The sequence below is a fragment of the Ruegeria sp. N8 genome, from assembly GCF_056531325.1.
This window is the reverse complement of sequence record NZ_JBQFLQ010000001.1, coordinates 112,545-125,919: the sequence shown is the minus strand read 5'-3', so window position 1 is coordinate 125,919 and position 13,375 is coordinate 112,545. Positions and strand designations below refer to the sequence as shown.

Below are 13,375 nucleotides of genomic sequence, written 5' to 3'. Positions count from 1 at the left end.
GTGTGGAGCGGCCCGAATTCGATGGAGCGTATTTAGAGGGGAGCGTTGCGCAGGTCAACTGCAGTAATCTCTTTTAAATGTCGTAAAAACAGTGACTTATAAAATAGGTATTATTTTACCCCAATTTAAACGCTGATTTGCTCGGGCGGGTTGTCCAACAGATTGCGCAGGCGCTGCATTGCATCTTCGAACCGTTCCAGCGAGACATGCCCGTTCATCGCAATGCGCACTGCATTCGGCGCGCGTCCATCGCGCAAGGCGAACTCATCGGCGGATCGCAGTTGGATCCCTTCCCGCTCAGCCGCCCGGCTAAATGCAGCAGCACGCCAGCCCGAGGGCAAGTTAAGCCAGACAAACGGCACATCAGGCGCCCAGTTCAGGTCAAACCCACCCAAAGAATTTACAGCCACGCGCACATATTCCCCCATCTTCTCGCGTACATCGCGGGCAATTCGCCGGGTGCGCGGGTCGGACAGCATGAGCCGGGTCAGTTCCGCCAGCGGTTGCGCCAATCCGAAATACCCGTATTCCGCCGACCTCCGCAGATCGACACTGCGCTCACGCGGGGCAATCGCAAAGCCCACCCGCAGCGCAGGCGTCAAAGTTTTGGAAATGGACGACACGTGCCATCCACGCTCGGGGGCCAGGGCGCGGTAGCTGGGCTCGCGTGCGTCGCCCATTCGGTAGCAATCATCCTCGATGATTTGCAGGTCAAAGCGACGGGCGACCTCGACAACTTCTTTGCGTCGCTCCAGGGGGGTATGCGCGCCAGTCGGGTTCTGAACTTCCGGAGAAACGCAGACAGCCTGCGCTGGGTTTTGACGTAGGACGTGCTCCATCGCGTCGGGGTCAATGCCCCATTTGTCCATCTTCACACCGACCACCTCGGCCCGCATCAGCTCTCCGGCGCGGCGGAACCCGGCATAAGACAGGTCCTCGACCAGGACCAAAGGTTTGGGACCACGCAGAATGGTTTGAAACACAAGGCACAATCCGTTCTGCCCGCCATGTGTCAGTACAATATCGTTATGCGACAACGGCCCCAATGGCAGATCGGATAGCCAGTCAACTACGGCCTGGCGCATCGGTATATACGCGTCGCGGGTAGGGTAATTCAGAAACAACCCCGGATCGGATTGCGACACCTTTTGCAAGCACTCCCGGATCAGAGCCACCTGCCCTACATCCGCCAGTCGCGGGCTAAACAGGCTGACGCTGGCATTGTACTTGTCGTCGCGCAGATGCAACTGCCGCGCCCAGACATCATCCAGAATCGGCGATTTCGGCGGGGCCACGAATGTACCGCGCCCCACCTCGGCTTGTAACAATCCCTCATCCGTCAGAATCGTATACGCACGCGCAACGGTGCCCGGCGTAATTTGCAACCGATACGCCAGTTCTCGTACCGGAGGCAGCTTAGTTCCGACCTCCAATAATTTGTTATCAATAGCTTTTCGAATTGTATCGGCCACAAGTGTATACTTAGGTCCCTTGGATTTCAGTAGAGACTCCGGCCAAATTGTATCCATTACAATTCTTCCTTTGATTTTGACACAATGTCGAATGTATCAATAACATATACCGAACATATTACGTTTGTGTCAATACAATTTGAAAGGATACCCAAGATGACACGCGCAATGCACACCCCCGCCCTTTTGCTGCTGAACGACAGCCCTCGGCTGCCGCTGATCGCATCGCTGGCCGTGCGGTTTGCGGCGACTGTCACAAAGTGGGAGCGACAGCGCCGCAGCAGAGTCAATTTGTCGAAGCTGGATGATCGGTTGCTGCGTGATGTCGGGTTGACCCGAGATCAGGCCAACCGCGAAATCGAACGCCCGTTCTGGCACGGGTAAGATATCCCCAGTCCCTTTATTGGGACCTCTTCCTTGGCCGGGCTCGTCCCGGCCATTTTTTATCCGAATGCCGCGGCGGCAGACCCCTCGGGCGGCAGCGAATAGGTCATCGTGGCACGTGCAACGGGTTTGTCAGAGCCTTTCGAATACATCAGCACATCGCCTACGGCCAAAGCCTTTCCCAGCTTCAACAGGGTGCAGCGTGCGATCATGTCTTGGTCTCCATCGGGTTTGCGCATGAAGTCCATCGAGCAGCCAGTTGTGACGGCCAGAGATTGACGGCCCTTGCGCGCAAGAATGATCGCGTAGACACAGACATCGGCCAGACCGAACATGGACGGCCCTGAAACCGTACCACCCGGCCGCAAGTGCCGGTCTTCGACCACCAACCGCATGGTGATTGTGTCCTCGGTCAGGTCCTCGACCACAAAGTCCCGATGCACCTGCGGAAAGACCTGTTTCATATAGGCAGTCAATTCTTCCCGGTCTAAGGCCAATGACATGCTTCCCCTCCTCGATTTGCCGACCTAGAGTTGGCCTCACATCAGATCGGAGGGCAAGATGGGAATTCTGGAACGCAGCGACACCGGAGCGGTCGCAAGGCTGACGATGAACGCGCCGGAACGTCTGAATGCCCTCAGCGACGAAATGCTGGCGGCACTGCAAACCGAGTTTGATGCCCTGCGCGACGACCGGTCTATCCGCGCGGTGGTCCTGTCGGGCGCGGGCAAAGCTTTTTGCGCGGGCCACGATCTGAAGCAGATGACAGCGGGGCGTCAAAGCGAAGATGGGGGCAAGGCCTATTTCCAGGACTTGTTCAGCAGATGCGCACAGATGATGCTGACAATTCAGTCTTTGCCTCAACCTGTCATCGCTCAGGTTCATGGCATCGCGACGGCCGCTGGATGCCAGCTGGTTGCCACTTGCGATCTGGCCGTGGCGGCAGAGACGACGCGGTTCGGCGTCAATGGCGTGAATATCGGCCTGTTTTGTTCGACACCCATGGTTGCGCTCAGCCGCAATATTCCCCGAAAACAAGCGTTTGAAATGCTGACCACAGGCGATTTCATAACGGCTGAACGTGCGGCAGAACTGGGGCTGATCAACCGGGCCGTGCCGGAAATGCTGCTGGAGCATGAGGCACAATCCCTTGCGGAACAACTGGCGGAAAAGTTGGGATCGGCAGTGAAAATCGGTAAGGAAGCGTTCTATCAGCAGCTCGATATGCCCATTGAACAAGCCTACGCACATACCGGCGAAGTGATGGCGCAGAACATGATGCACCGGGATACCGAGGAAGGAATCTCTGCATTTATCGAAAAAAGAACGCCAAATTGGGAACAATAACGCAATTGTTTCTTGGGAATTCTGCCCGATTCCGCATTTTGGGACTTTTCAAAACGGCGACACTGTGGCAATGCTGAGACAAGGCTATGGCCTGAAAACCGATTTTGGGTCGCCGTAGGCGGAAGGTCCCTCCAGCTGGTCTCTCTCACCGGCGTTGACATTCCCGCAGCGGCGACCCCAAAATTTCCCTTCTTCAGACAATCTGACCCAACAGGTGTTTGCGTTGACGCGTGCTCTGCCCTATGTGGCTGCGCATGACACAGAAACTGCATATCGTGGGCGGCGGCATGGCCGGGTCCGAGGCTGCCTGGCAGGCGGCGGAAATGGGCGTGGATGTTATGATCCACGAAATGCGGCCCAAGGTGGGCACCTTTGCGCACCAGACCGGTAACCTGGCCGAGATGGTTTGCTCGAACTCCTTCCGTTCGGATGATGATGAACAGAACGCCGTTGGCTTGCTGCATTGGGAGATGCGCGCCGCGAACGGGTTGATTATGACAACCGCTGATGCCCATCGGCTGCCGGCAGGCGGCGCCCTGGCGGTGGATCGTGATCCCTTTGCCGAATCCGTGACAGCCAAGCTACGGGCCCATCCACGAGTCGAGGTGTCCGAGGAGGAAGTAACCACCCTGCCCGATGACGGCCAATGGATTTTTGCAACCGGGCCACTGACTTCGGCTGCGCTGGGTGAGGCGATCCGGGCGGAAACCGGCACCGACTCGCTCGCCTTTTTCGATGCAATTGCACCCATCGTCTATGCCGACAGCATCGACATGAGCCAGGCCTGGATGCAGTCGCGCTATGACAAGGGCGAGACCGAGGAAGAGCGCACCGCTTATTTGAACTGCCCGATGGACCGCGACCAGTACGAGGCATTCATTGATGCCTTGTTGGCTGCTGACAAGACCGAGTTCCACGAAGGCGAAACCGCCGGGTATTTCGATGGCTGCCTCCCGATCGAGGTGATGTCGGAACGCGGTCGTGAAACCCTGCGCCATGGTCCGATGAAACCCGTTGGCCTCACCAATCCGCACCAGCCCGATGTGAAGCCTCATGCCGTTGTGCAATTGCGCCGCGACAATGCATTGGGCACGCTATTCAATATCGTGGGCTTTCAGACAAAGATGAAATACGGCGCGCAAACGGATGTTTTCCGTATGATTCCGGGGCTGGAGAATGCAAGTTTCGCGCGGCTGGGCGGGATTCACCGCAATACGTTCATTAACTCTCCAACCCTTCTGGACGCACAGATGCGGTTGAAGTCCAGACCCAACATTCGTTTTGCCGGGCAAATCACCGGGGTCGAGGGCTATGTCGAAAGCGCCGCTATGGGCCTGCTGGCCGGGCGGCTGGCTGCGGCGCAGATTCTGGGGAAAGAGTTGCCAAATGTGCCGCAAGACAGCGCCATGGGCGCACTGATCCATCACATCACAGGCGGTGCTGAGGCCAAGACCTTTCAGCCGATGAATGTGAATTTCGGCCTGTTCCGCCCGGTCGATGGGCTGAAAGGTGGCAGACGTGGCCGCAAGGACCGCTACAAGGCCTATACAGATCGGGCCAAGGCGGCGTGGTCAGACTGGCTGGCGCATTGCTGACTGGACGCAACGCGCCGTACCGGCCTAACATGGGGGCATGAGCGACGAATACATGAAAGACGTCTACGGGCTGGACACTCCCGAGGCAACCCGCGACCACTATCAGAAATGGGCATCCTCATACGACAGCGAGGTCGCATCGCACGGCTATATTACCCCAACCCGTGTGGCCGAGGCGCTGTGGTCGAAACTCCCCGAACCTCAGACGCCGATCCTTGACTATGGCTGCGGCACCGGGCTGTCTGGTCAGGCGCTGCGGACCGCCGGGTTCGAAGTTATCGACGGCATAGATCCCACACCCAGAATGCTGGAAGAGGCCGAATCCAAAGGCGTTTACCGGCAGTTGTCCTCATTCGAGATTTCCAATCCCAATCCGGTTAACGCAGGGGCCTATAAGGCGATTGCAGCCATCGGTGTTATCAGCGTCGGGGCGGCACCTCCTGAGACCTTCGACATGCTGCTGAAGGCGCTGCCCAAGGGTGGATTGTTGGCGTTTTCATTTAATGATCACACGCTTAAGGATTACAGCTACACCTGTCGATTGAACGATTGGCTTGATATCGGGGCCGCCCGGCTGCTTTTTCGGGAATACGGTCCGCACCTGCCGGGTATGGACCTGAAATCTGACGTCTACATTGTTGAAAAAGCGTGATTTTCACCACTCGGTTTGCGCCATCCCCAACCGGCCCTCTTCATCTTGGTCACGCTTTTTCGGCTTTGCTGGCCAGCGACTTGGCGCGGCAGCACGAAGGTCAGTTCTTGCTGAGGATCGAAGACATCGACCGCACCCGCGCTCGTTCACATTGGGAAGAGCAGATTTACGACGACCTCTCATGGTTGGGTTTGACATGGCCCGAACCCGTCCTTCGGCAGTCGACGCGGATGGAGGTATATGAGATCGCGTTGCAGCAATTGTGGTCACGCGGCCTTCTGTATCCCTGCACCTGCAACCGGCGCGATATTGCCGCGGCGACCAGCGCACCACAAGAAGGCGCGCCTTTGCTGGGACCAGACGGTATCGTTTATCCCGGTACGTGCCGCGAGAAAGCAGTTCGCTCAGGTCCGATGCCACGCGATATTCCGCTGCGCCTGGACATGCAGAAAGCCGCGCAAACTGTTAAGGTTAAGAGTGAATTTCACTTCTTTGAAACCGGTTGCGGACCATGCGGAAGCACCGGCCGTGTCTCCTTCTCGGATCGGGAACTGACCGACACAATCGGAGATGTCGTGCTGTCCCGGCGAGATATGGGCACGTCGTACCACCTGTCGGTAGTGCTGGACGATGCCGCGCAGAATGTGACGCATGTGGTCCGTGGGCAGGATTTGTTCGACGCCACCCGCATTCATGTGGTTCTGCAGGTGCTTCTGGATCTTCCCCAGCCCATCTACCACCACCACAAGCTGATCCGCGATGATGCTGGCAAGCGATTGGCCAAACGCGACGACGCGCGCGCCATCTCGAAATACCGCGACGAGGGTGTTTCGCCCGCCGATATCCGCGCGATGGTCGGCTTAGATCATCGGTGACATCAGCTCGGTTTCGTCACCGTCGCGCACAGCGGTGTAGAAACAGCTACGCCGGTTCGTGTGGCAGGCCGGTCCTGTTTGACGAACAATCACCAACAGACAATCTCGATCGCAATCCACGCGGAAATCGACCAATTCCTGTACATGGCCCGAGCTTTCGCCCTTGATCCAAAAGGATTGCCGGGACCGGGACCAATACGTCACCCGCCCGGTCTGCAACGTTTTGCGGATGGCATCTGCGTTCATCCACGCCATCATCAGCACTTCGTTGCTGTCTGCGTCCTGCGCGATGGCCGGGATCAGCCCAGCCTCGTTGAACGTCAGGGTCAATGGGTCAAAAGTCGCAGGGGTCGTCATCTTAAAAACCTTTTGCATCCGGGTGGATGCTTACTATGTATGGGGAACACGAACCGAGGGAAAGCCATGTCCGGCGACAATGATCTGATCAAGCTGTATTCCGGCCGTATTCTGGCGCTGGCGGCGGATATTCCGCATCTGGACCGCCTGAGCGATCCCGACGCGACGGTGAAGAAACGCTCGCCCTTGTGTGGGTCGACGGTGACTGTGGATGTCAAGCTGACGGACGGTCGGATTTCAGAGTTTGGGCAGGATGTGAAAGCCTGTGCTTTGGGTCAGGCCTCGGCCGCTGTTGTTGGCGGAGCGGTGATCGGTGCCACCCGTGCTCAGGTCGAAGCCGCGCGGGATCAACTGGCGGCCATGCTTAAGAAGGACGGCCCTGCCCCCGATGCACCGTTTGACGGGCTTGAGGTGCTGATGCCTGCGCGTGACTACAAAAACCGGCACGCGTCGATCCTGTTGGCTTTGGATGCGACCGCCGAAGCAATGGAACAGGCCGAGCAAGCCAACTGCGCCTGAACATGGCGTTTTTCGCGCATCCGGTCTAACCTTTTGGAAATGCAGGGGGCGCGGTGAACAATCTGCTTGAACATTTTGTAACGCTGTGGGTCGTCATTGATCCCATTGGCACCATTCCGGTCTTCATAGCGGTGACAGCTGGACTGGGCGCTGCAGCACGACGAAAAATGGCGCTGTTAGCCTCGGTGATCAGTGCCGGAGTTTTGTTGTTCTTCCTCGTCTTCGGTCAATTGTTGATCGAGGCGTTGGATATCGGTCTCAATTCCTTTCAGGTCGCAGGTGGGATCATCCTGTTTCTTTTTGCGCTGACTATGATCTTTGGCGAAAGCAAACAGGATGTGGAACAACGCGCCGCTGAAGATGACGAGAAAGATACGTCGCACCAGCACAATCCGGCGATCTTCCCACTGGCGGTGCCGTCTCTGGCCTCGCCCGGCGCCATGCTGGCCATCGTGATTCTGACCGACAACAACCGATATAGCATTGCGGATCAGGGGATTACGGCCCTGGTTATGATCTCGGTCATCGCCATTGCGTTTGTATTGATGCTGCTGGCTGAGCCGATCATTCGCCTAATTGGCCACTCGGGCGCTGCGATTATCAGCCGGGTCATGGGGATGATCTTGGCTTCGGTCGCTGTGAACTCAGTTTTGTCGGCAGTGCTCGAGATTATTCGCACCGGACAGCTCTAAGAAAAAAACCGCCGCACCTTCCGGGCGGAAAGGGCGGCGGCAGGTTGTGCGTGTCTCATGTGGGGTCCGGTATACCGCACGGGGCCGAGGCATGGCCCCTTCAAGGGAATTGGGACAGGCAGGTCACCCTTGACTGAGATGGGGATGACAGCGCGGCGTTGTCGGCATGAGATCGCAGGCAGAAAGGGTCAGAACGCTCCGGGCAGGTGCAGGGCAACCATCAGGATAACGACCAAAGACACAGCACCGGCAGCATCTTGCAGCAAAGTGGCGTGCGAGCGGCTGATAGCGGTTTTGATCTGGGTCAGCATGAGGTCACCTCCGGTCAGAGCTTTAATCCTTTGTTGACCTTTTGTTCTCATATTTTACCGAGTCGGTAAAGAACTTTTTAAGAACATTTGTGAACTTGCGCGAACTTTTCGACTAACCCACTGAAATTAAACGGATCGCCTGATCCTGCCGCATCATCCACAAAAGAACACGAACTGCCCGGCCCCGATCCGAGGTCAGCTTGGGGTCTTTGGCCAGCAGCGCGCGCGCATCCGTCTGGGCCGTTGCCATCAACCCGGCTTGTCGCTCGATATCCGCAATTCTGAATTTTGGCAGGCCTGATTGGGCGGTCCCGATCAAATCGCCCGCACCGCGCATCTCAAGATCGGTTTCCGAGATGCGAAATCCGTCTTCGGTTTCGCGTAGAATCTCCAGCCGTTTCCGACCGCCGTCCGTTAGCGGAGGTTGATACATCAGTAGACAAGTCGAATCCGCTTCACCCCGCCCGACCCGACCGCGCAGCTGATGCAACTGCGCCAGTCCAAAAATCTCGGCGCGTTCGATCACCATGATCGACGCGTTGGGTACGTTTACACCAACCTCAATCACGGTGGTCGCGACCAGAACCTTTGTCTGTCCTTCTTGAAAGGCTTTCATCGCGGCGTCCTTGTCGGCTGGCGGCATCTGACCGTGAACCAGCCCCACGACCCCTTCCCCCAGAACCGCGCGCAACCTTTTGAACCGTTCTTCTGCGGCGGTCAGATCCGACACTTCGGATTCGTCGACCAGCGGGCAAACCCAATAACACTGCCGTCCCTCGTCGATGGCCCGCCGCAGATGGGCGACGATTTCGTCCATCCGTTCCGTGCTGATCACCGCTGTTTTCACAGGCTTTCGCCCCGGTGGTTTTTCGTCAAGAACCGAAACGTCCATGTCCCCATATTGCGCCAGCGCAAGACTGCGTGGGATCGGTGTCGCCGTCATCACCAGCACATCCGCGCCCTGCCCCTTTTCCGATAACTCCATCCGTTGCCGCACACCGAACCGGTGTTGTTCATCCACGATGGCAAGGCGCAAATCCCGGAAGGCGACATCAGATTGGAACACCGCATGAGTGCCGACGAGGATGTGGATATTACCCTGTTGTAACGCTTCAAGCTTAGCGCGCCGCTCCGCGCCTTTATCGCGCCCGGTCAGGATCTCCAGCACGATCCCCGCGCTTTCCGCCAAGGGGCGCAACCCTTCCAGATGCTGGCGCGCCAGAATCTCGGTTGGGGCCATCATGACACCCTGCCCGCCCGCCTCGACCGAGACCAACAGTGCCATGAAAGCCACCAGCGTTTTACCAGCGCCGACATCGCCCTGAAGCAAGCGGTTCATCCGCGCGTCCGAGGCCATATCCTCGGTGATCTGATCAATCGCCCGCATCTGCGCGCCGGTGGGTTTGTAGGGCAAATCTGCCAGAACCCTGGATTGCAACCGCCCGGTCGCCACACTGACAATCCCCCGCGCCTTGCGTTCCCGTTGACGCGCGAGGGCCAAAGTCACCTGATGCGCAAAGAACTCATCATAAGCCAATCGCGCCCGCGCCGGGGCATGAGGTGACACGTCATCCGCCCCCAAAGGGTTGTGCGCCGCAGTAACCGCATCGAACCAGTTAGGCCACTGCTCTCTGCCGATCTGTGACGGATCTATCCACTCTGCCAGTTTCGGTGCCCGCGCAAGCGCACTGCGCGCGGCCTTATAGGCCGTTTTCTGGGTCACGCCCTGCGTCAGATGATAGACAGGTTCGAATTCCGGGATATCCCCCGCGCTTTCGACCGGCAGCATGTGGTCGGGGTGTACCATCTGCGCCATTCCGTCGAACAGCTCCAACTTTCCCGAAACCACGCGACGAGCGCCCTGCGGCAATACCTTTTTCAGGTAGTCCCCGCGGGCATGGAAAAACACCAGTTGAAATTCTGTCTGCGCATCTTCGACATGAACGCGATAGGCTCCGCCCTTGTTTCGTGCGGGCCGATGCGCGCCGACCGTAACCTCTACCGTCAGGGTCGAGGGTAAATCTGCCCCTTGGATCGTGTCCCGCCGTCGCCGGTCGATCACAGCGTAAGGCAGACCGAACAAGACATCACGCGGCGCTTCGGTTCCGCTTTGGGTCAAAAGCTGCGCCGTCTTGGGACCAACCCCATCAAGCGTTTCCAACCCGGCAAACAGGGGAAACAGGATTTCTGGTCGTCCGGTCATGCCGCGCCTATCAGGTGTAGCCAGCCATCCTCGTCCAGTGTCTCGATCCCCAATTCAGCGGCCTTCTTGGCCTTAGACCCTGCACCGGGACCCGCCACCAGAAGGTCGGTCTTTTTGCTGACCGAACCGGACACCTTCGCCCCTAGCGCCTCGGCCCGTGCTTTCGCCTCCGCCCGCGTCATTTTTTCCAGTGTGCCGGTGAAAACCACGGTTTTTCCGGCCACCGGACTGCCATCGGTGTCGGGCCGTTTGGCTGGTTGAACCTCAAGCTGCGCGACCAGAGCGTCGATGCTCGCCCGCTCGGCCTCTTGTGCGAAGGCGGACACAAGCGCGCGCGCCATCACCTCGCCGACGCCGTCAATGCTCAGCAATTCATCCCATTCCGGCCCTTCGAACCCGGAGGCGGCCGTCACCGCCCGCTCAAATTCAGACCATTCTCCGTAATGGGTCGCCACCAGGTTCGAGGCCGCCTCGCCCATGTGGCGAATCCCAAGGGCAAACAGCAGCCGCCCAAACGGGATAAGGCGTTTTTCGTCAATCGCAGCCCAAAGGTTGCCCGCGCTTTGCGCACCCCATCCCTTGCGATTGGCCAGCTTATTCAGATTTGCCGCGTCACGCGTTTGCAGCGTGAAGATATCGACGGGCGTTTTGACGGACAGATCAGGATCGTCATAGAACATTTCGATCTGCTTAGCCCCCAAGCCTTCAATGTCGAAGGCCTTACGTGAGACGAAATGTTTCAGTTTTTCAATGGCCTGTGCGGGGCAAATGATGCCGCCCGTGCACCGCCGAACGGCATCACCTTCCTCGCGGATTGCCTGGCTTTGGCATTCCGGACAGGTTTTCGGAAAGGTGAATTCGACTGCATCATCAGGGCGTTTTGAGATATCAACATCTGCAATTTTTGGGATCACATCCCCTGCGCGATAGACCTGCACCCAGTCGCCGACGCGAATATCTTTGCCGTCCCGGATGGTCCCGCCTTTGGCGTCGCGCCCGGCAATGTAGTCTTCATTGTGCAGGGTCGCGTTCGAGACGACCACACCGCCGACCGTCACTGGGTGTAGCCGAGCCACAGGACTGAGCGCTCCGGTACGACCGACCTGGATGTCGATGGCCTCCAACCGGGTCCAGGCCAGTTCAGCGGGGAATTTATGAGCGATCGCCCAACGTGGCGTGGTCGACCGGAACCCCAATCGCGCTTGCAACGCAAGATCATTGACCTTGTAGACGACACCATCAATGTCATAGCCAAGTGTTGCCCTCTGGGCTTCGATCCCACGATAGTGGTCCAGCATATGATGCGTCGTCTCACACAGGGCCGTCAGGGGGTTGGTCGAAAAGCCGTACTGCTTAAGCCGTTCAATGGCGCCCATTTGCGTCTCAGCCAAGGGCGCGGACAGCTCTCCCCAAGCATAAGCGAAAAAGCGCAATGGTCGCGCCCGAGTAATCGCCGAATCCAGTTGCCGTAGCGATCCTGCAGCCGCGTTTCGTGGGTTGGCGAATGTCTTCTCGCCTGCCTCCGCTTGCCGCGCGTTCAACTGATCGAAATCCGCGTGCGACATGTAAACCTCGCCCCGCACTTCGAGCACCGCTGGAGCATTCTCCAATCGGTGCGGAATGTCCGAGATGGTGCGTGCATTGGCGGTGACGTTTTCGCCAACCTCGCCATCTCCACGCGTTGCGGCTTGCACCAAGTGGCCGTCTTTATACCGCAAGGACAGGGACAGGCCGTCAATCTTGGGTTCAGCCGTAAACGCTAGCGGAGCATCGTCGCCAAGGCCCAAATATTTTCGGATTGAACGGGTGAAGTCGCCGACATCTTCATCATCGAACGCATTGCCCAGCGACATCATGCGTACGGCGTGGGACACTTTTGAAAACCCATCACCCGGCTTGGCGCCGACCTGGTCGGATGGGCTGTCTGCGCGTTTCAGATGGGGAAAGCGCTTCTCGATCTCGGTATTGCGACGTTTGAGATCATCATACTCCGCGTCCGAAATCTCGGGCGCGTCCTGCGTGTGATACTGCGTATTGGCCCGCGCCAGCAGTTCGGCCAACCGCGCAAGTTCTGCGCGCGCGCTGTCTTCTGTCAGCTCTGAAACCGGAAGTGAATCGCCCATAGCCCCGCCCTGTCACGTCTTCTTGGACCTCAGTGATAGGGCGAGGCCATGGTCAGGTCCAGATGTGCTGTTCAGTGAGTGAGGGAGCCGCCCCGGACCAAAGCGGCAGATCTGTTTTAGGCCCCGACGGCCATGCGACGTTCATCGACGCTGTTGCTTTGCGGGTCGCGCAGCACATAGCCCCGGCCCCAGACGGTTTCGATGTAGTTGTCACCACCCGTTGCATTGCTGAGTTTCTTACGCAGTTTGCAGATGAATACGTCGATAATCTTCAGCTCGGGCTCATCCATTCCACCATAGAGATGGTTCAGGAACATCTCTTTGGTCAGCGTTGTGCCTTTTCGCAGGCTCAGAAGTTCGAGCATCTGGTATTCCTTGCCGGTCAAATGCACGGTCTTTCCTTCGACCTCGACGGTCTTGGCATCAAGGTTCACAGCGACCTGACCGGTGTGAATGACCGATTGCGAATGCCCCTTGGAGCGTCGTATGATTGCGTGAATGCGGGCCACCAGCTCTTCGCGGTGGAAAGGCTTGGTCATATAGTCATCTGCGCCAAAGCCGAAGCCCTTGATCTTGCTTTCGGTATCATCTGCGCCCGACAATATCAGAATCGGTGTTTCAACGCGCGCAACGCGCAGTTGGCGCAAAACCTCATGGCCGTTCATGTCCGGCAGGTTCAGGTCCAGCAAAATCAGGTCGTAGTCATAGAGTTTTGCCAGATCGATCCCTTCCTCACCCAGATCCGTCGCATAGACGTTCAGGTTGGCGTGCGTCAGCATCAGCTCGATGCTTTTCGACGTGGTGGGGTCATCCTCGACAAGAAGTATACGCATTTACTGCTCCAA

The 13,375-nt window shown here is 57.9% G+C and carries 14 protein-coding genes; 7 read left to right on the top strand and 7 right to left on the bottom strand.

Annotated elements, in window-relative coordinates; all coding sequences use genetic code 11:
* Window positions 1-125: 125 nt before the first annotated feature.
* The gene (locus ACR0C5_RS00665; protein ID WP_480873784.1) at window positions 126-1,529 is read right to left on the bottom strand and encodes an aminotransferase-like domain-containing protein; all 1,404 of its coding nucleotides are present in this window, start codon (window positions 1,527-1,529) and stop codon (window positions 126-128) included.
* Between the two features lie 99 nt (window positions 1,530-1,628).
* Here ACR0C5_RS00665 and ACR0C5_RS00660 point away from each other — a divergent pair, with 99 nt between their 5' ends.
* Window positions 1,629-1,856: a DUF1127 domain-containing protein gene (locus tag ACR0C5_RS00660; RefSeq protein ID WP_170769722.1), complete on the top strand. Its 228-nt coding sequence runs from the start codon at window positions 1,629-1,631 to the stop codon at window positions 1,854-1,856.
* 59 nt (window positions 1,857-1,915) lie between these two features.
* Here ACR0C5_RS00660 and ACR0C5_RS00655 read toward each other — a convergent pair whose 3' ends face one another.
* Window positions 1,916-2,359 (bottom strand): PaaI family thioesterase, encoded by a 444-nt coding sequence (locus tag ACR0C5_RS00655; RefSeq protein ID WP_480504336.1) that lies wholly within the window; start codon window positions 2,357-2,359, stop codon window positions 1,916-1,918.
* Window positions 2,360-2,417: 58 nt separating this feature from the next.
* Here ACR0C5_RS00655 and ACR0C5_RS00650 point away from each other — a divergent pair, with 58 nt between their 5' ends.
* The 4 genes from ACR0C5_RS00650 (at window position 2,418) to gluQRS (ending at window position 6,325) form a co-directional block, all read left to right on the top strand.
* Window positions 2,418-3,203: an enoyl-CoA hydratase gene (locus tag ACR0C5_RS00650; protein ID WP_480504337.1), complete on the top strand. Its 786-nt coding sequence runs from the start codon at window positions 2,418-2,420 to the stop codon at window positions 3,201-3,203.
* Between the two features lie 254 nt (window positions 3,204-3,457).
* Window positions 3,458-4,798 (top strand): methylenetetrahydrofolate--tRNA-(uracil(54)-C(5))-methyltransferase (FADH(2)-oxidizing) TrmFO, encoded by a 1,341-nt coding sequence (gene trmFO, locus ACR0C5_RS00645; protein WP_170769719.1) that lies wholly within the window; start codon window positions 3,458-3,460, stop codon window positions 4,796-4,798.
* A gap of 37 nt (window positions 4,799-4,835) precedes the next feature.
* Window positions 4,836-5,450: a class I SAM-dependent DNA methyltransferase gene (locus ACR0C5_RS00640; protein WP_480873781.1), complete on the top strand. Its 615-nt coding sequence runs from the start codon at window positions 4,836-4,838 to the stop codon at window positions 5,448-5,450.
* Entirely contained in the window at window positions 5,447-6,325 is an 879-nt protein-coding gene (gene gluQRS, locus ACR0C5_RS00635; protein WP_170769717.1) for a tRNA glutamyl-Q(34) synthetase GluQRS, read from the top strand. Before ACR0C5_RS00640 ends, gluQRS begins: the two co-directional genes overlap by 4 nt.
* Here the strand turns inward: gluQRS and hisI are convergent.
* Window positions 6,311-6,700: a phosphoribosyl-AMP cyclohydrolase gene (gene hisI / locus ACR0C5_RS00630; protein WP_170769716.1), complete on the bottom strand. Its 390-nt coding sequence runs from the start codon at window positions 6,698-6,700 to the stop codon at window positions 6,311-6,313. The genes gluQRS and hisI overlap by 15 nt on opposite strands.
* A gap of 48 nt (window positions 6,701-6,748) precedes the next feature.
* Between hisI and ACR0C5_RS00625 the strand changes: the two genes are divergently transcribed.
* Window positions 6,749-7,201 carry an iron-sulfur cluster assembly scaffold protein gene (locus tag ACR0C5_RS00625; protein ID WP_170769715.1) on the top strand — a complete coding sequence of 151 codons (453 nt, stop codon included), beginning with the start codon at window positions 6,749-6,751 and terminating at the stop codon, window positions 7,199-7,201.
* 53 nt (window positions 7,202-7,254) lie between these two features.
* Entirely contained in the window at window positions 7,255-7,893 is a 639-nt protein-coding gene (locus tag ACR0C5_RS00620) for a MarC family protein (protein WP_170769714.1), read from the top strand.
* A gap of 188 nt (window positions 7,894-8,081) precedes the next feature.
* Here ACR0C5_RS00620 and ACR0C5_RS00615 read toward each other — a convergent pair whose 3' ends face one another.
* From ACR0C5_RS00615 to ctrA, 4 genes are all read right to left on the bottom strand, one after another.
* Complete coding sequence (locus ACR0C5_RS00615) at window positions 8,082-8,204, bottom strand: hypothetical protein (RefSeq protein WP_269150150.1); 123 nt, start codon at window positions 8,202-8,204, stop codon at window positions 8,082-8,084.
* Window positions 8,205-8,316: 112 nt separating this feature from the next.
* Complete coding sequence (gene recG, locus ACR0C5_RS00610) at window positions 8,317-10,407, bottom strand: ATP-dependent DNA helicase RecG (protein ID WP_480873776.1); 2,091 nt, start codon at window positions 10,405-10,407, stop codon at window positions 8,317-8,319.
* Window positions 10,404-12,530 carry an NAD-dependent DNA ligase LigA gene (gene ligA / locus ACR0C5_RS00605; RefSeq protein WP_480873773.1) on the bottom strand — a complete coding sequence of 709 codons (2,127 nt, stop codon included), beginning with the start codon at window positions 12,528-12,530 and terminating at the stop codon, window positions 10,404-10,406. Before ligA ends, recG begins: the two co-directional genes overlap by 4 nt.
* Before the next feature lie 116 nt (window positions 12,531-12,646).
* Window positions 12,647-13,363, bottom strand: a complete 717-nt coding sequence (gene ctrA / locus ACR0C5_RS00600; protein WP_170769711.1) for a response regulator transcription factor CtrA — start codon at window positions 13,361-13,363, stop codon at window positions 12,647-12,649.
* Window positions 13,364-13,375: the final 12 nt, after the last annotated feature.